The 18,162-nt window shown below is 38.6% G+C and carries 18 protein-coding genes; 17 read left to right on the top strand and 1 reads right to left on the bottom strand.

The features are described 5' to 3' along the window. The first annotated feature begins 2 nt into the window (after nt 1–2). From rsmH to ACSV5T_RS00965, 15 genes are all read left to right on the top strand, one after another. Complete coding sequence (gene rsmH / locus ACSV5T_RS00895) at nt 3–935, top strand: 16S rRNA (cytosine(1402)-N(4))-methyltransferase RsmH (RefSeq protein WP_227720166.1); 933 nt, start codon at nt 3–5, stop codon at nt 933–935. Nucleotides 936–956: 21 nt separating this feature from the next. Then, nucleotides 957–1,361, top strand: a complete 405-nt coding sequence (ftsL, locus tag ACSV5T_RS00900) for a cell division protein FtsL (protein WP_005386230.1) — start codon at nt 957–959, stop codon at nt 1,359–1,361. Nucleotides 1,362–1,416: 55 nt separating this feature from the next. After that, entirely contained in the window at nt 1,417–2,901 is a 1,485-nt protein-coding gene (locus ACSV5T_RS00905) for a UDP-N-acetylmuramoyl-L-alanyl-D-glutamate--2,6-diaminopimelate ligase (protein WP_438320020.1), read from the top strand. A gap of 1 nt (nt 2,902) precedes the next feature. Beyond that, nucleotides 2,903–4,261, top strand: coding sequence for a UDP-N-acetylmuramoyl-tripeptide--D-alanyl-D-alanine ligase (locus ACSV5T_RS00910; protein ID WP_438320021.1), 1,359 nt, complete (start codon nt 2,903–2,905; stop codon nt 4,259–4,261). Between the two features lie 58 nt (nt 4,262–4,319). Then, a complete protein-coding gene (gene mraY, locus ACSV5T_RS00915; RefSeq protein WP_438320022.1) occupies nt 4,320–5,306 on the top strand; it encodes a phospho-N-acetylmuramoyl-pentapeptide-transferase in 987 nt (328 codons plus the stop codon). A gap of 84 nt (nt 5,307–5,390) precedes the next feature. After that, nucleotides 5,391–6,761, top strand: a complete 1,371-nt coding sequence (gene murD / locus ACSV5T_RS00920; RefSeq protein WP_295867734.1) for a UDP-N-acetylmuramoyl-L-alanine--D-glutamate ligase — start codon at nt 5,391–5,393, stop codon at nt 6,759–6,761. Then, entirely contained in the window at nt 6,761–7,870 is a 1,110-nt protein-coding gene (gene murG, locus ACSV5T_RS00925; RefSeq protein WP_295867732.1) for an undecaprenyldiphospho-muramoylpentapeptide beta-N-acetylglucosaminyltransferase, read from the top strand. The genes murD and murG overlap by 1 nt, the downstream gene beginning before the upstream one ends. Nucleotides 7,871–7,884: 14 nt before the next feature. Continuing rightward, on the top strand, nt 7,885–9,267 hold the full coding sequence (murC, locus tag ACSV5T_RS00930) for a UDP-N-acetylmuramate--L-alanine ligase (RefSeq protein ID WP_295867730.1): 1,383 nt from the start codon (nt 7,885–7,887) through the stop codon (nt 9,265–9,267). Beyond that, on the top strand, nt 9,264–10,196 hold the full coding sequence (locus ACSV5T_RS00935; RefSeq protein ID WP_295867728.1) for a D-alanine--D-alanine ligase family protein: 933 nt from the start codon (nt 9,264–9,266) through the stop codon (nt 10,194–10,196). The genes murC and ACSV5T_RS00935 overlap by 4 nt, the downstream gene beginning before the upstream one ends. Before the next feature lie 27 nt (nt 10,197–10,223). Beyond that, nucleotides 10,224–11,078, top strand: coding sequence for a cell division protein FtsQ/DivIB (locus ACSV5T_RS00940; RefSeq protein ID WP_438320024.1), 855 nt, complete (start codon nt 10,224–10,226; stop codon nt 11,076–11,078). Nucleotides 11,079–11,106: 28 nt separating this feature from the next. After that, complete coding sequence (locus tag ACSV5T_RS00945) at nt 11,107–11,802, top strand: DUF881 domain-containing protein (RefSeq protein ID WP_005386244.1); 696 nt, start codon at nt 11,107–11,109, stop codon at nt 11,800–11,802. Further along, nucleotides 11,799–12,143 carry a small basic family protein gene (locus tag ACSV5T_RS00950; RefSeq protein ID WP_005386246.1) on the top strand — a complete coding sequence of 115 codons (345 nt, stop codon included), beginning with the start codon at nt 11,799–11,801 and terminating at the stop codon, nt 12,141–12,143. The genes ACSV5T_RS00945 and ACSV5T_RS00950 overlap by 4 nt, the downstream gene beginning before the upstream one ends. Before the next feature lie 138 nt (nt 12,144–12,281). Continuing rightward, complete coding sequence (ftsZ, locus tag ACSV5T_RS00955; RefSeq protein WP_295231840.1) at nt 12,282–13,322, top strand: cell division protein FtsZ; 1,041 nt, start codon at nt 12,282–12,284, stop codon at nt 13,320–13,322. 81 nt (nt 13,323–13,403) lie between these two features. Further along, nucleotides 13,404–13,973 carry a porin family protein gene (locus ACSV5T_RS00960; protein ID WP_295231837.1) on the top strand — a complete coding sequence of 190 codons (570 nt, stop codon included), beginning with the start codon at nt 13,404–13,406 and terminating at the stop codon, nt 13,971–13,973. Nucleotides 13,974–14,232: 259 nt separating this feature from the next. After that, entirely contained in the window at nt 14,233–15,480 is a 1,248-nt protein-coding gene (locus ACSV5T_RS00965) for an aminotransferase class I/II-fold pyridoxal phosphate-dependent enzyme (protein WP_296006614.1), read from the top strand. Between the two features lie 152 nt (nt 15,481–15,632). On the opposite strand, the gene ACSV5T_RS00970 is transcribed toward ACSV5T_RS00965, so the two are convergent. Then, nucleotides 15,633–15,902, bottom strand: coding sequence for a DUF896 domain-containing protein (locus ACSV5T_RS00970; RefSeq protein ID WP_005386262.1), 270 nt, complete (start codon nt 15,900–15,902; stop codon nt 15,633–15,635). A gap of 123 nt (nt 15,903–16,025) precedes the next feature. On the opposite strand from ACSV5T_RS00970, the gene nth reads away from it, so the two are divergent. Beyond that, entirely contained in the window at nt 16,026–16,661 is a 636-nt protein-coding gene (gene nth / locus ACSV5T_RS00975; RefSeq protein WP_005386264.1) for an endonuclease III, read from the top strand. A gap of 1 nt (nt 16,662) precedes the next feature. Continuing rightward, complete coding sequence (locus tag ACSV5T_RS00980) at nt 16,663–18,102, top strand: hypothetical protein (protein WP_295803931.1); 1,440 nt, start codon at nt 16,663–16,665, stop codon at nt 18,100–18,102. Nucleotides 18,103–18,162 lie beyond the last annotated feature (60 nt).

The following is an 18,162-nucleotide window of genomic DNA, read 5'->3' on the forward strand; positions in this document are numbered from 1 at the left end:
TGATGGAATTTAATCATACCAGCGTACTTTTACGCGAAACGGTGGACTCCGTCGTAACTAATCCAAAAGGCATCTATGTGGACTGTACTCTGGGCGGTGCAGGACATGCCCATGCTGTGGGCGAGATGCTAGACCCAGAAGGCATGATTATAGGGTTGGATCAAGATGAAGATGCGTTGAGCGTAGCTCGACAGCGTTTATCTGATTTAACATGTCAGGTATTAACAATACCGACGAACTTTTCTAACTTAAAAGAAGCCCTCCATAATGAGGGTATCTATGAAGTAGATGGATTTATCTTTGATCTTGGCGTATCTAGCTATCAACTGGATACACCGGAGCGTGGCTTTTCATATATGAATGATGGCCCACTCGATATGCGTATGGATAAGGACGCACCATTAACCGCAGAAGAGGTTGTTAATGAATATGATGCTGAAGCATTATTGCAAATTATCCGCGACTATGGGGAAGAGCGATGGGCTAAGCGCATTGTTGAATTTATTATTAATGCACGTCAAGAAAAACGAATTACCACTACTGGTGAGTTAGTTAGAATTATTAAGCAAGCAATACCTGCGAAGGCGCGTCAAGATGGACCGCATCCGGCAAAACGGACGTTCCAAGCCATTCGCATTGAAGTAAATAGAGAATTAGCTATCTTGCATGATAGTTTTGTAGATGCTGTATCCATGTTGAAACCAAAGGGGAAAATTGGGGTTATCACATTCCACTCCTTGGAAGATCGAATTACAAAACAAACTTTCAAAGAGTTGAGTACAGCGTGTATATGTCCTCCAGAATTGCCGATGTGCGTATGTAACCACAAGGCAGTTGTGAAGGCGAAGAATAAGGCTATAGAGCCGAGTGCAGGGGAGATTGAGGTTAATCCGAGGGCTAGAAGTGCAAAGTTACGCGTAGCCGTCAAGTTGTAGAATTGGAAGGGGTTAGTGTTTATGTTAGCGAGAAAGGCTGTTGTAGGCCAAGTTAAAAGCGATGTGTTGGTCGCTTCACAAGGGAGAAAACGTAGTGCAAATGTGGCTCTAGATTTGAGCCCTATGATGTGGCAGGTTGTATATGGTATTGCTGCATTGGTTGCATTTTTGCTTATCATGATGGTTATGAATGCGTACAGCACAAAATTAGGCTACGAAGTAGTTAAAACACAGCAAGCTGTAGTACAATTAACAAAGGATAATGATGCGTTGGATGTTGAAGTGGCTTCTTTGAAGTCTCCTGTTCGTATTCAACAAATCGCAGAACAACAACTAGGGATGGTTTTGCCTGATTCTTTTGTTTATAGTACAAAAAGCGCTGTTACTGAACGTACTGTACAAGAGAAACAGCAAATTATAGACTAGCAGGCAAAGCAGCTCGTATTGGGCTGCTTTCCTTTGCGTGTAAAGGAGATTGTATATGAAACAATTACAAGATATAGTAAAAACTTTGCAAACACCACATGTAGAAGGCAATACAGCTGTTGAGGTATTAGATATTACGGCTGATTCTCGTGCAGTAAAAGCAGGTAGCTTATTTATTGCGTTAGATGGTGCCACTGTAGATGGTCATAATTATGTAAATAAAGCCGTAGAAGCTGGTGCTGTAGCAGTACTTGTATCTAAACCAGTAGAGGTAAGTGGTGATGTTTGTGTTATCACTGTAGAGGACACTCGTAAAGCTATGATGGCATGTGTGCCGTATTTCTTTGATTATCCAGCAAATTCTATGCGTATGATTGGCGTTACTGGTACGAATGGTAAAACGACTACAACGCATATGATTCGTCATATTTTGAAAGCTCAAGGTCATAAAGTGGGCGTTATTGGTACTGTTCATATTATGATTGGTGATACAACATATCCAATTCATAATACGACACCTGATGTAGTGGATTTGCAACATATTCTTCATCAAATGGTAGAGGAAGGTGTTACACATTGCGTGATGGAAGTTTCTTCACACGCATTGGCGTTGGGGCGAGTTTCTGGTGTTGAATATGATACAGCGGTATTTACAAACTTAACACAAGATCATTTGGACTTTCACAAGACCTTTGAAAATTATTTGGCAGCTAAGTGTAAATTATTTGAACAAGTTAGCGCACCTAACCAAACTAAATCTGGTAAAGGGACTATCATTAATATCGATGACGAATATGGTCATCGTGTAATTGAGAAAACAACGGCACCTATCATTACTTACAGTATTGATGGCAAAGGTACGTTGAATGCTCATGATGTAGAAATGACACCTAAGTCTAGCCGTTATACTGTCTCTTATGATGGCCATGACTATACAGTAGCTATGAATACCACAGGTCTATTTAATGTGTATAACACATTAGCAGCTATCGGTGCTTGTTTGTTAGAAGGTATCTCCATGGGAGATATCGATAAAGCATTGAAAACATTTAGCGCTGTGCCTGGCCGTTTTGAGCTCATTGAAGAAGGTCAACCATTTGCTGTGGTTGTAGATTATGCACATACACCAGATGGGCTAGAAAATATTCTACAAACTGCAAAGGCTATTCAAGAAAATCGCATTATTGTAGTCTTTGGTTGTGGTGGTGACCGAGATGCGACAAAACGCCCTATCATGGGTCGTATTGCTGCACAATATGGTGATGTAGTATATGTAACATCTGATAATCCTCGTACAGAGGATCCTGTACAAATTGTGAAAGATGTAGAAGTAGGCGTTAAAGAAGGCCTTCGTGAAGGCTCTCATTATGAAGTAATCGTTGATCGTCGGGAAGCGATTCAACATGCAATACAAAATGCAAAACCTGGGGATATTGTACTAATTGCTGGTAAGGGGCATGAGGATTACCAAATCTTAAAGGATAAAACGATTCATTTTGATGATCGTGAAGAGGCGCGAGCAGCCCTCAAGGAGATCTAATATGGCAGAATTTACATTGTCTCAAGTGGTAGAAGCCACAGAAGGGACGAGTACACATACCGAAAATATTAAGTTCTTAGATGTATCTACTGATACAAGAACGATTGAATCAGGCTTTTTGTTTGTAGCCTTAAAAGGTGATACCTTTGATGGTCATGATTTCATCAACACGGCCATTGAAAAGGGCGCTACAGGTGCAATCGTAGAAAAAGGTCGTGCCGTAGAAGGTATTGTTTGTATTGAGGTAGAAAATACCTTGGTAGCATACCAAAACTTGGCACGTTATCATCGCCGTCGCTTTGATATTCCTGTAGTGGCTATTACTGGTTCTTCTGGTAAAACTACAACAAAGGAAATGGTAGCTGCTGTACTCGGCACCGAATTTAATGTTTTGAAAACTGAGAAAAACTTTAACAATGAAATTGGTTTGCCAAAAACATTGTTGCGTTTAACTGCAGAACATCAAGCTTGTGTTGTTGAAATGGGCATGCGTGGCCTTGGTCAAATCGAGGAGCTTGCGTTGATTGCAGAACCAACTATGGGTATTATTACCAATGTTGGTACTAGCCATATTGAGCTATTAGGTTCTCGTGAAGCCATCGCACAAGCTAAAGGTGAGTTAATTTGTTGCTTGCCTGAAAATAGTGTGGCTATTCTCAATGAAGATGATCCATATGTTAAAGCTATGGATAGCCTTGCTAAAGGTAAAACGATTACCTATGGTATCGAACGTAATGCCACATGTATTGGCAGTCATTTGCGTTATAAAAAAGATGGTATTAAATTTACATGCAAATGTTATGACGAAGTATTTGATATCTTCTTGCCTATGATTGGTGAACACAATGTATATGACGCATTGGCAGCAATCGTAGCTGGTCGTGTGCTAGGCATTAAGTCCAATACGATCCGTAAGGGCTTAAGCGAATTTACAGGTACTCCTATGCGCCAAGAAATCGTACCATTTGAAGATATTGTTATCTTAAATGACGCGTATAATGCAAATCCTTCTTCTATGGCTGAAGCGATAAAAGCTTTGGGTCAGCTAGAAGGTAAACGTAAAATTGCTATGCTTGGTGATATGCTTGAACTTGGTGATTATACTGAACAAGCGCATCGTGAAATTGGTCAATTGCTTGCTGAAGAAGGTTATAGTGTTGTCTTCACATTCGGTGATGCTGCTGCCTTTATAGCTAAAGAAGCTAAAAAAGCAGGCTTAACTACATTCCGTTGTAATAGCCATTTGGAAATGGTCAATGCATATAGTGATATTCGTGAAAAAGGGGATGTTATCCTAGTCAAAGGCTCCCGTGGTTTGCGGATGGAACGAGTTGTTGAAGAATTGAAAGATCGTGAATAAAAGGTTACGGCTAGTTATATCTAGCCGTCATCTGTTTATTAATGAGTAGAGGATTCGTATGATATATCACATTCTATTAGCCTTCGTAGTAACCTTTATTATTACGGTAGTGCTAGGTAAATTTGCTATTCCTATGTTGCGTTCTTTGCACGCACAACAAAGTATTCGTGAAGAAGGTCCAGAAAGTCATCAAGCGAAAGCTGGTACACCAACAATGGGTGGCGCTTTTATGATTGTAGCCCTCGTCATTGGGGTTGCTTTATTTGCACCGTGGAATGTGGGTACTGGTATGTTATTGTTCCTCACATTAGGACATTGTTTATTGGGCTTCTTTGATGATTTTGTAAAAGCTGTAAAAAAACGTAATCTTGGTTTGACAGCTAAGCAAAAATTACTAGGTCAATTTATTTTGGCTGCCATATTCTGTTACTGTATTACTGAAATTATGGTTATTCCTACCACATTGTGGATTCCTGTAGCAGATATTCACCTTCAATTAGGTTGGGCTTATTATGTATTGGCATTTTTAATTATCGTAGGTGCTACGAATGCCGTAAATCTTACAGATGGTCTTGATGGTTTAGCTAGTGGTACATCTGCTGTAGCTGCCATTGCCTTTTCCGTTATCGGCCTTATGGCTGCATCCACAACAAATTCTATTGGCGCTGAAAGCGTTGCTTACTATGGGGCCATTGTAGCCGCTGTATGCCTTGGTTTCTTGGTATACAATGTAAACCCTGCAAAAGTATTTATGGGGGATACAGGTTCTTTAGCATTAGGTGGTGCTTTTGCGGCGATGGCGATTCTTACAAAAACAGAGTTGTTACTCGTTGTCATTGGCGGTATTTTTGTTATGGAAGCGTTATCCGTTATTATTCAAGTTATTTCCTTTAAAACTCGTGGTGTACGAGTGTTTAAAATGAGCCCTATTCACCATCATTTTGAGTTGTCTGGTTGGGCTGAACAAACTGTTGTTAATCGCTTCTGGTTTGGTGGTGCTGTATTAGCTGTTATTGGTGTCATTTTAGCGACTATAACTTTGTAAGATAATACTTAACGGAAGCCGCAAATAATGGTATGCTTATAAGATAGGAATACATTATTTTTGTTGATAATTTAGGTGATACAGATGGAATACGGAGACAAACATATACTTGTTCTGGGCGCTGGTGCCAGCGGTATAGGCGCATCTTGGGTGTTAGCTCAAGTTGGGGCCCATGTAGTATTAAATGATTATAAGCCTGTTACACTGCCTGCAGATGAGGAAAAAAGACTAGTATCAGCGGGTGTAGATATTATTACAGGTCGACAAGATGAATCCTTGCTTGATGGCGTGGATCGTATTGTTATTTCTCCAGGTATTTCTCTAGATATTCCCATTGTAAAAGCTGCTCGAGCGCGTGGGATTGATGTAGTTAGTGAAGTTGAAGTAGCTTATGAGTTATCTAAATCTCCAATTGTAGCTGTTACAGGTACAAATGGTAAGACTACAACTACAACATTATTAACTAAGGTATTGGAAGGAACTGGAAAACCAGTTCGCGTTGGTGGTAATATAGGGGATTCCCTCAGTGAAGTTGCCTATTCCATGCCAGCAGATGGTTTCTTGGTAGCTGAACTATCTAGCTATCAATTAGAAACAATTAAGCATTTTAGACCGATTGGTGCTATTATGCTCAATATTACACCCGATCATTTAGCTCGTCACAAGACGATGGAAAATTATATTGCTGCAAAGGAACGAATCTTTGAAAATCAATTAAGTACAGATTTTATGGTGCTTAATATTGATGATCCAATTGTGGCAGATATGGAACATCGTGTGCCTAGCCATATCCTTAAAATTAGTCAACATCAAGTGGTACCAAATGGTGCCTACTATGATAAAGGGCAATGTTATGTAACAAAGGATGGTAAGGCAACGCCTGTTATTGGAAGCGATGATATCCATATTCCAGGTAGTCATAATATTGAAAATATTTTAACTGTTATCGCTTTAACCTATGCGTTAGGTGTGCCCGTAGAAACTATCCATCGCATTATTAGCGAGTTCCATGGTGTTGAACATCGATTAGAACGAGTTAAAACGATTGATGGCGTTACATTCTATAATGACTCTAAAGCTACTAATGTTGACTCTGTTGTAAAAGCATTAGAATCCTTTGATCAATCAGTTATTTTATTAGCTGGTGGTCATGATAAAATGACTCCATTAGAAGATTTTATGCAGCTTGTTAAAGATCATACAAAAGCTGTTATCTTTATGGGTGAAGCGGCGGACCGATTTGAAGCTGCTGCAAAAGAGGCTGGCGTTCATCCTATGTACAGAGCTTCATCCATGAAAGATGCTGTTGAACAAGGTTATAAATTGGCTGACCAAGGTGATATTGTATTATTATCACCAGCTTGTTCAAGCTTTGATTGGTACAGCTGTTTTGAAGAACGTGGCGATGATTTTAAAAATTGTGTTCATATGTTGCAAGAAGGGAGACACCATTAATGAAACGTATCATTATTTCAGGTGGTGGCACCGGTGGACATATATATCCAGCAATAACTATATATAAGGAAATTATGAAGCAGAACCCTGATGCACAGGTTTTATATGTAGGAACTGAAAAGGGCTTAGAGGCAACTTTAGTGCCTAAAGAAGGCATTGAGTTTACTACATTACCTGTACAAGGTTTGCAACGTAAATTATCTCTTGGTACGTTAGTGACGTTAGGTAAGACGGCTTTCTCTCTTGTGAAAGCCAATACAATCATTTCTAACTTTAAGCCGGATGTAGTTATTGGTACTGGTGGTTATGTCTGTGGTCCTATTCTTATGGCTGCAGCATTGCGCAACATTCCAACATTGATACAGGAACAAAATGTCATTGCAGGTATTACAAATAAAATTCTAAGCCGTTTTGTTGATGTAGTAGCCGTGGGCTACAAGGATGCAGAAGCATCTTTTTCAAAGGCAAAACGCGTAGTGTATACTGGTAACCCAGTACGCCCTGATGTATTAGTCGATACTAGAGCTGATGGACGTAATTATTTTAATTTAAGTGATGACACGTTTACAGTTCTCATAGCAGGTGGTTCTCGGGGGGCGCGAACTATCAATAATGCTATGATTGATGTACATAAGCATTTTCAAGGAATAAAAGGAATCAAATTAATCCATATTACAGGGGACGGAGAATACAAATCTGTGTTATCTCAGCTTGGTATTACCGATGGTGATGGTTTAGGTGATTCTTCAGTGATTCTGCCATATCTACATGATATGCCAAAAGCTTTGGCAGCAGCTGATTTAGCAGTCTTTAGATCTGGTGCTATCGGTCTTGCTGAGCTGGCGGTTCGTGGTATTCCATCTGTGTTGGTACCATATCCATATGCAGCGGAAGATCATCAAACATATAATGCCCGTATCTTTGTTCAAGAAGGGGCTGCTCATATGATCGTTGATCAAATGTTAAGTGCTCATGATTTGATAGGGGAAATTGAAATGTTTATGGCTAATCGTGATTTATTGTCACAAATGGGAGAACGAGCATTGCAATTAGGTAAACCAAATGCGGCTCATGATATTGCAAAATTAGCATTATCTATTGCAAAGTAACAAGGAGAGGTTTTATGTTAGACGGTATTCATAAGATTCACCTTATTGGTATAGGTGGGTCTGGCATGCGTGCTATAGCGAATATTTTAATTCAAAAAGGTTATGATGTATCTGGTTCAGATGTAACTGAATCTGCAGTTATTGAAAAGTTTAGAAGTATGGGCGCTACCGTTCATATTGGTCATAATAAAGAGTATGTAAATGGCGTTGATGCTGTAGTGCGTTCTACAGCTATTCGTGAAGATAATCCTGAAATTGTAGCGGCAAAAGAACAAGGCATTACAATTTTGCATCGTTCCGATATTGTAAAAGCTGTGTTAGACGTAACAGATGGCATTGCAGTAGCCGGCGCACACGGTAAAACTTCTACTACTTCGATGATTGGTCAAATTTTAGTAGAAGCAGATGCTGATCCAACAGTTATTATTGGCGGTGAAGTAGATTATTTAAAAGGCAGTAGTTGCCTTGGTAAAGGCCACTTTTCTGTAGTAGAAGCAGATGAAAGTGATGGGTCTTTCTTGAAACTACGTCCACACACTATTGTTATTACTAATATTGAAGATGATCATATGGATCATTACAAAACAATGGATAATTTGCTAAATGCATTCTGTGAGTTTGTTGAAACCTTACCAGAATCTGGCAAAGCGATCGTATGTGGTGATAATGAAAATATTCGCTACGTTATGAGTCGTGTAAATCGTAACTTCATTACATATGGCTTAAGCGATAATAATGACTATGTAGCTAAAAATATTCATTATGTAGATTCTACATTGGTTTATGATGTATATCATAAGGGTGTAAATATTGAGCGTATTCGCTTGCGTGTTCCTGGTGAACATAATGTATTGAACTCCTTGGCTGCCTTTATTGTGGCTCATGATTGCTGCGGTGTGGAAACACGTATCATTACTAAGGGCTTAGGTAAATTTATCGGTGCAAAACGCCGTTTTGAAACGAAAGGTCATGTAGCCGGTGTATGGGTTGTTGATGACTATGCTCATCATCCTACAGAGATTAAAGCTACGTTGAAAGCTGCAAAAGAGTTAGAAAAACATCGTGTTATCTGTGTATTCCAACCACATCGCTTTACTCGCACTAGCCTGCTAAAGGATGAATTTGCCACTGCTTTCACAAGCGCTGATGAAGTATATATGACAGATATCTATAGCTCTGGTGAAGATCCAATCCCTGGTATTGATGGCAATACAATTCCAAATGCCATTAAAGCGGCCACAGGTCAAGATGTACATTATGTACAGTCTGTTGATGATTTGCCTGAAGTATTATCAAAAGTAGTAAGACCTAATGACTTGGTTATCACCATGGGTGCAGGTTCTATTAATCAATATGGACCAAAATTATTAGCTATATTGGAGGAAGGCTTACAATGAAAGATAAAAAAATAATCGTATTGATGGGTGGTCCTTCCAAAGAGGCGGAAGTATCTCGCCGCACTGGTGCTGCTATTGCGGAAGCACTTGAAAGCAAAGGTTATAGTGCCCAAACATTAGAACTTAATCCACGTACTGTTTTAAAAGATATTGAAGCCCTCGGTGGTGAAGTAGTATTTAATGCCATTCACGGCCGTTATGGTGAAGACGGTGCATTACAAGGCTTATTAGAAATGGCTGAAATTCCATACACTGGGTCCGGTATCATGGCTCATGCAGTAGGGATGAATAAAAAAGTAAGTAAAGATGTGTTTAAAGGTGCCAATATTCCTACGGCGGCTTCCGAGTCCTTCAATGGTAATCTTGAATCTGCAGAGACTATTATTGAACATATCCGCAAAGATTTTACAATTCCAGTAGTTGTAAAATCTGCCACTCAAGGTTCTAGTATTGGGGTTACTATCGTCCGCGATGAAGCTCAGTTGGCAGAGGCTGTAACGGAAGCTCTTAAATATGACCCTATTCTCGTGGTAGAACAATTCCTTGATGGTCGTGAATTTACCGTATCTGTTTTAGATGGCAAAGCTTTGTCTGTTATTGAAATTCGTCCACATTCTGGTGAATATGACTACAAGAGTAAGTATACTGTAGGTGCTACAGAGTATTTAGTGCCAGCACCTATTAGTGAAGAAATGACTGCTGAAATGCAACGCATTGGGGAACTTGTGTATCGCGAAGTACAAGGCAGTGGGGTCATTCGTGTTGATGTTATGACAGATCATGCCGATAAGATGTATGTTCTTGAATATAACACTGTGCCTGGTATGACAGCAACGTCTTTAGTACCAAAAGCAGCTAAAGAAATGGGAATCGACTTCCCAACATTATGTGAAAAAATTCTATTAACAGCTAGTATAGGGAAATTTTAAGGGCTAATAGAAGATAAGGAGTTAACTATGGATGATAAGCAAAACCATCCATCCAACTCTGGGGAGATGCAGTCTTCTACACCTGTTCGTGATGAACGGGCTGTATTTAGAAAACGAGTGTTAAAAATCGGTGGTGCAGTTACTCTCGTGTTGGTGGGGTTGTTTACACTACCTATTCCTTTTGGATCCTTAAAAGTTACTGGATCGGATAAGGTAACTGTACAAGATGTAATGGTAGCAGGTGATATACATGAACCTGTTAATATATTGCAAATTAGTACAGAAAAATTAAAAACTAGATTGTCGAAAGACTTACGTGTTGAAGAGGCCCAAATTAGCTATCAGTTGCCACTTACAATGGTGGTAAATGTGGTGGAACGCAAGGCTGTTGCAGTTGTACCAGCTCAATTTGGATACTTGACCCTTGATGGTAAAGGTCAAGTGATTGCATCTGAGTCTGCTATTCAAGATACATCGGTGCCTATGATTTCTGGTGTGAAAGCTGGAAACATACTCTTAGGAGATACGGTAGTAGATAAGCCGATATTGGCTGCTCTTGAATACTTGAACTCACTTGATGAGGAGACATTCAAGAATATTGCAGAGGTTAATATCGGAGATCCTGATGCAATAATGGCATATACTGTTTCAGGTGTACAGATTCGACTGGGAGATGGCAAAGACTTAGCCAAAAAAGCAGAGCTAACTCAGTCGATGTTACAAGATATTAAAAAGACTCATGGTAATGTACAGTATATAGATGTAAATGTTTCGTCACCGTACATTAAAACCGATGTGATGCCAGAAGGCAAAAAACATCAAAATGGAGCACCGACTACAGAAAATTCATCTACTAAGAAAGATGAGACAAAAACAAGATAAATTAGGTCATGTTGAAAATAAAAGGTAGATGATTGTCGTGAGACACGAACGGTGGGCAATTGCCATAGTCAGCTGTATATTAGGGTTTATGGTTGTAACCCAATATAAGATGACGCAAGATAATATAGAAGAAAATATTCGCTTACAACGGGCTGGTGATTTAGCAGTACAATTGCGAGAGGCCCAGAGTGAACGGGATGCTTTATTAAAGCAAATTGAATCACTAAAAAAATCTGGTGCTAATGGTGACGGTAAAGCTGATGAACAGCTCATGATGAAAGCGGCATTAACAAATGTTAAAGGTCCAGGTGTTAGCGTGTTGATTGAAGATAGCTTAAAGCCTGTTCAAAGTGGTGAAAATCCTAATTTGTATGTAATTCATGATGAAGATATTCTTAGGATTGTCAATGAATTACGTGCTGGTGGGGCTGAAGCAATCGCTATTAATGATCAACGCCTTATAGGAACGTCTGAAATACGATGTTCAGGACCAACTATTACTGTAAATGGTAAGGTCTTTGGTGCTCCTTTTACGGTAAAAGCTATTGGAGATCCAAAGACATTAAATTCGGCGTTAACTATGCGTGGTGGTGTAGTAGATTCGCTTAAACATTGGGGTATAAAGGTAACTATAAAGCAAGAAGAGGATGTTGCTATTCCTGCTTTCACAGGTACCTTTAGAGAGGAACATATGAAGCCTAATGAGTTAGGAGGTAAAGAATGAACATCTATATCTTTGCCATCATTGGCCTAATCATAGGGGCTATCTTAGGATGGATAGCACCACTTCATATCCCTGCTAGTTACTCGAACTATACATCAGTAGCTGTCCTAGCAGCATTAGATGCCGTATTTGGCGGCAGTCGCGCAGCACTAGAAAGAACCTTTGATCTTAGTAACTTTGTAATTGGGTTCTTTTCAAATATGGTGTTAGCTGTTATTCTTGTATATGTTGGTGATTTAATAGGCATTAATTTATACTATGTGGCCCTCATTGGGTTTGGGTTACGTGTGTTTATTAATGTAGGCGCTATACGCAAGATAATTATGACTAAGCGGTTCTAATAAATCACATTCTATATAGTGGAAAGTTTTTAAATTTTAGTGTAAAATAAATGTAATTGTTATAAGATAGTCAGTATATAAATCGATACATTGGGACGTATATTGATACAATAGATAACGATAAGAGGAGGAAGTTCAATGTCTGATTTTGCAAATATTAAAGTTATCGGTGTTGGTGGCGGCGGTAATAACGCTGTAAATCGCATGGTAGATAGCGATCTTAAAGGTGTTCAATTTTTGTCTGCTAATACAGAAAGCCAAGTACTTGAATTGTCTAAAGCGGATGTAACAATTCAAATCGGTGAAAAAGTTACTAAAGGTCTTGGCGCAGGCGCTAACCCACAAATCGGTGAAGAAGCAGCTCAAGAAAGCCGTGAAGAAATCATTAAAGCCCTTGAAGGTGCTGATATGGTATTCGTAACTGCTGGTATGGGCGGTGGTACTGGTACTGGTGCTGCCCCAATCGTAGCTGAATGTGCTAAAGAAATCGGTGCATTAACAGTAGGCGTTGTAACTAAACCTTTCGCATTTGAAGGTAAACGTCGTCGTGCACAAGCAGAAAAAGGCATTGAGTTCTTGACTCAAAAAGTTGATACAATCATCGTTATTCCTAATGACAAATTGTTACAAGTAGTAGATAAAAAATGTTCTTTGAGCGACGCATTCCGCACAGCTGATGACGTTCTTCGTCAAGGTATCAAAGGCATTTCCGATTTGATCCAAGTTCCTGGTTTAATCAACCTTGACTTTGCAGATGTTAAAACTATCATGACTGAACAAGGCGAAGCTTTGATGGGTATTGGTATTGGCGAAGGTGAAAACCGTGCTGCAGACGCTGCTAAAATGGCTATCAATAGCCCATTGTTGGAAACTTCCATTGATGGTGCTAAAGGCATCTTGCTTAACATTTCTGGTAGTGCAAACTTGAGCTTGTTTGAAATCAACGAAGCAGCTGAAATCATTTCTGAAGCAGCCGATCCTGATGCAAATATCATCTTCGGTTCTGTTATCGATGAAAGCTTGGGCGATAAAGTTCAAATTACTGTTGTTGCAACTGGCTTTAATTCTAATGCAAAAAGCGTTCCAGAATTCGGTAAAACAACTACTACATCTCGTCCAGCATCCACTACAACAACAAACAGTGGTATCCCTGATATCCCTGTATTCATGAAACGCTAATTTATAGAGTGTATAATCAAAACATTCGTAAATAAGTAACTTAGTAAGACATATCTTGAGATATGTGTATAGGAGGTACAAATGAAGAAATTAGTATTATTAACTCTAGCAGCTACAGTTGTAGCAGGTAGCGCATTCGCAGCAGCACCTGTAACAAAAATTAGCGACGGTTCCACTAAAGTACAAGCTGATTATGCATTTAAACAACATGTATCTAAAGGTGGCGGCAATAGCAACGATGGTTTTGGTGTATCTTTGCAACACGACCTTTCCAATAAAACAGCTGTACAATATTCCTATGATAAATTGAATGCAAAAAATGGCGACATTAAAGATCATCAATTAGCATTAGTTTATAAAGTGCATCCAAACGTAAACGTATATGGTGCTGGTACTGCAATTCGTACAAATGATACTGAATTAGGTTTCCAAGCAGGTGTTATTGGTCATGTACCATTGACAGAAAAAGTTAACGGCTTTGCTAAAGCTGGTTGGGGTAATGATATTAAGCAAACTTACCAAGTAGGTGCTCAATATGAAGTTCGCCCTGATGTAGACTTGAACGTATACTATGGCTATGATAAATATAGCGTAAATAACAACGATAAAACTGCAAAAGGTTTACACGCTGGTGTAGGCTACTCCTTCTAAGGATAACAAAGACCACTCTAACGAGTGGTCTTTTTTTGTACGTTTATAAAAATAGATATCTGTAGGGATGTTATTTATAAATATATTTTGTATAGGATATTGTATATATCCTATATACCTTAATTTTATAATAAATCAGCTTATAATCAGTATTGTTTCTTATGTATACAATATATTTTCTAAATACTCATTGTATAATTAAATAAGTTTAGGTATGATAAATATGTAATAATTCATTTTAGATAGGATGGTGTAAGTTATGACAAGTGTTGCTGCAAAGCATGCAAAAGGGAAAAAACTTAAAGATGTAATCTTTGTAACTGCTGGCCAAGCCCAAGCTGATGCTAAAGAAAATGGTCGTGAGAACGTTGTTAACGGTACATTAGGTGCGATTCATGATGAAGATGGTAAATTAGTATTCCTTAAAACCGTTAAAGATGAATATTTAAGTCTTCCTGACTCTGAACATATTGGCTATGCACCGATCGCAGGTGTACCTGAGTTCCTTGCTGCTGCAGAGAAAGAATGCTTTGGACAATCTCGTCCAGAAGGTCATATCCGTAGTATCGCTACTGCAGGTGGTACTGGCGGTATTCATCACTTAGTTCATAACTACACAGAACCTGGTGATGAAGTGTTGACTGCTGATTGGTACTGGGGTGCCTATCGAGTAATTTGCAGTGATGTAGGTCGTACACTTGTTACGTATTCTTTATTTGATGAACATAATAACTTTAACCATGAAGCGTTCCAAAATCGTGTAAATGAATTAGCTGCTAAACAAACAAATGTGGTAATTTTGTTTAATACACCTGGTAATAACCCAACAGGCTACTCAATTGAGGATAAAGACTGGGAATCCATTCTTAACTTCTTAAAAGAACTCGTTGCTATTGGTCGCAATAATGTGATCATCGGTATTGATGTGGCTTACCTTGATTATTCTGGTGAAAAAGAAGAGGTTCGCGCATTCTTTAGTAAATTTAGTCATTTGCCAAAAGAAATCCTTACATGTGTTTGCTATAGCTTGTCTAAAGGCTTCACTATGTATGGTCAACGTGTAGGGGCTTTGATTGGTATTTCTGATGACGAAGAAATTGCTGATGAATTCTTAGAAATCAACAAATCTACTAGCCGTGCTACATGGTCTAATATTTGTCGTCCAGCAATGCGTACAATGGCTAATATTGTGGCTGATCCAGCTAAGTTTAAAGAATATGAAGCTGAACGCAATAGCTACTATCAATTGATTCGCGATCGTGCTGATATCTTCAAACAAGAGGCTGCACAAGTTGGCCTTCCAATGTTACCATACCGTGGCGGTTTCTTCATTACAATTCCTACAGATTCTGCTAATGCTATCTGTGAAGAATTGAAGAAAGAGCATATTTATGTTATTGCTCTAGCTAACGGTATTCGCGTTGCAGCATGTGGCATTCCTAAATTCCAAATGACAGGCCTTGCTGAAAAAATTTATAATGCTATGAAACGTCTTGGCAAATTATAATGCATAAGTTTTACTAATATTAAAGTCCGCTTGATAAGTATATCAAGCGGACTTTTTTGTAATTATTAGAAAAGCGTACGCATATTTTATGTATCATTTATGCGTACGCTTTATTTTATATATCTTTATATATCTTTATATATCTTTATATATTAATGAATATCTTTATGTTCTTTAATATCTTGGTCAGCTTCCTTAGCTAAATTTTCTAGAGCTCGTTTTGGAGCAGTTCGTTCACCGGTTTCTGGATCTACAAATTCAACGCGATCTAAAGTATCTGTAATTTGACCTCGAATGAATGATAAGTAGATTTCATAAAGTTCTTTTTTTTCTGCTAACTCCTCTGGTGTGAGTGGTTGTCCAGATTTTTTCTTTGCTGCTAGTTCATTTATGCGCTTTAATGTATCGTTAATATTACTCATATTGACCTCCTGTATTCTATATTAGAATAACATGATTTATTATAACATAGAACTAAATGAATACGTATGGTAAGATATAAGTTGTACGCGTCTGTACTTTCACAAGTGAGAAAGGAGAGCTGTATGCGTGTAACAAAAGCGATAAAGGCAGAGCAATTGAAATTATTGCAAGAGCATTATTTTGATGCAAAACCTGCCCTTGAGTATACAAATGAATTTGAATTATTAGTAGCCGTTGTTTTATCTGCACAATGTACGGATGAAAGGGTTAATATTGTTACGAAACGATTGTTCCCTGAATTAAATCATCCTGCTAAAATGCTTGAAATAGGGGTTACAAAACTAGAAACTCTTATTAAAGATTGCGGTCTTTATAAGTCTAAAGCGAAAAACTTAATTGCTACCTGTCAAATCTTGGTAGAGCAATATCATGGTGAGGTACCACGTGAATTTGATCAACTGGTAGAATTACCTGGTGTTGGTCGTAAAACGGCTAACGTAGTTGTGTCCGTATTGTTCGGTACACCTGCCATTGCGGTAGATACCCACGTATTCCGTGTAGCTAATCGATTAAAACTAGGTATTGCTAAAACTCCAGAAGAGATGGAGAAGAAATTGCAAAAGGCTATCCCTAAAGAGGATTGGGCTGCTGCTCATCACTGGTTGATTTATCATGGCCGTAAATTATGTAAGGCTCGTAAGCCTTTATGTGAAGAATGTTTTTTAAATCATGTATGCCCTTCGGCGGGAAAGGTTTAATATGAAAGTAAATAACGAAGAATTTATTGCCCTTTGTGCGACTCATGGCATTGAGGGAATTGATATTGTAAATGAGTTAATGCGTTTTAAAGTACTAGATCAATTGATTTCTAGTAATGCTAGCTCCCGTGAGTGGGGCGTAACAGCAGATGATTTATATGCGTTAGCAGAAAAATCCACAGTAGAATCTTTTGGTCCTGTTCCATATGGTTTGAATACATTCCAAGCTCTATATGGTCCATCCTTTAGGGTTGAATTATTTGATTTCATTAGCGATACAGGCATTTTAGATGGTCTAGATGTAGGTACTATTTGGGAAACTCCTGTTCGTGAAAGTATTGAAGCTCATAGCAAAACGGGAGAACTCGTTTTATATGCTTATGTAGAAGAATATGCAGGTATGGTTGAAGAGATTCTTCAATCTTATGAAGATAAAAAAGTCGTTCTTTATACGGCGTCTCCTGTGTGTTATAGCATTTTGACACGTTTATATCCAATGGCACAAATTATTAATCAGTGGCCTCATCGTAGCTATTTTGACCATATCTTTACAGGTACGGTTGGCATGTTCCAATCCTCTGAAGATATTGTGGAAGAAGTGGCAAATGGATTACATAATCTTGTTCCAGAAGGAACTGCACAATTATTCTTGCCTGCAACAATGGCACAAAACCAATTGGGCTTAAATAATATGGCGTTGCAATTCTTCTTGAATCAAAAGCGTGTAGAAGCTATTCGTGAATGGACTCCATTAGGGGCTTACGAAATTGTATATGGTAAATACGATGTTAAAAAGATGCGTGTTGGCTTGCGTGAACGCGTAGGAGATGAGTGGAAAACAATTAACTATATTCCATTGCCTCATGGCGTATTTGCTCAATTACCAGTATTCACAGTATTAAATTATGGCTTGTCTTTACGGTCTATTTTGTTGCCAGGTGGTCAAACTGATGTAGCCTTAGGTCAAGATGGTATTTACTGTATCGACAGCCGTGTTTCTGAACTAGGTCGTAATGCTCTCATTGAAAGTGGCGCATATTTCCTTACATTTAAACGTTATGCGGATCATGTAGATGTAGATATTACTACAGAGGTACCAGCAGAGGATATTTACTGGATGTTCCCAGATGCTGAATTGGCATATATGTGGTATACATACTTCTGTAGTACTACTGGACAAACATTGATCCAAGAAATTTCCATGCTTGTTCAAACAGATGAATCCTTCGGCTATATGCTTAGCAGCGTGCGCCGCCGCGTATTAGATGTTAATAATGAAGCCCAATTAATTTCATCTGTACAGGCTGCTGATGAAGCCTATATCAAGGCTGTTACAGAAGCAACTACAAACTGGAAATCTACGGTAGATGAATTAGGTGCTCAAGTAATGCCTCCTACTACATCTATAGATATTGAAGACTATAGCGATTATAAAAACTAATTGTAAAAGTCCGATATTTAGTTTAAAATATATCGTATCCTAAAAAATATGAACTACTAA

The organism is Veillonella sp. ZSJB6 (assembly GCF_051549505.1).
GTDB lineage: Bacteria > Bacillota > Negativicutes > Veillonellales > Veillonellaceae > Veillonella.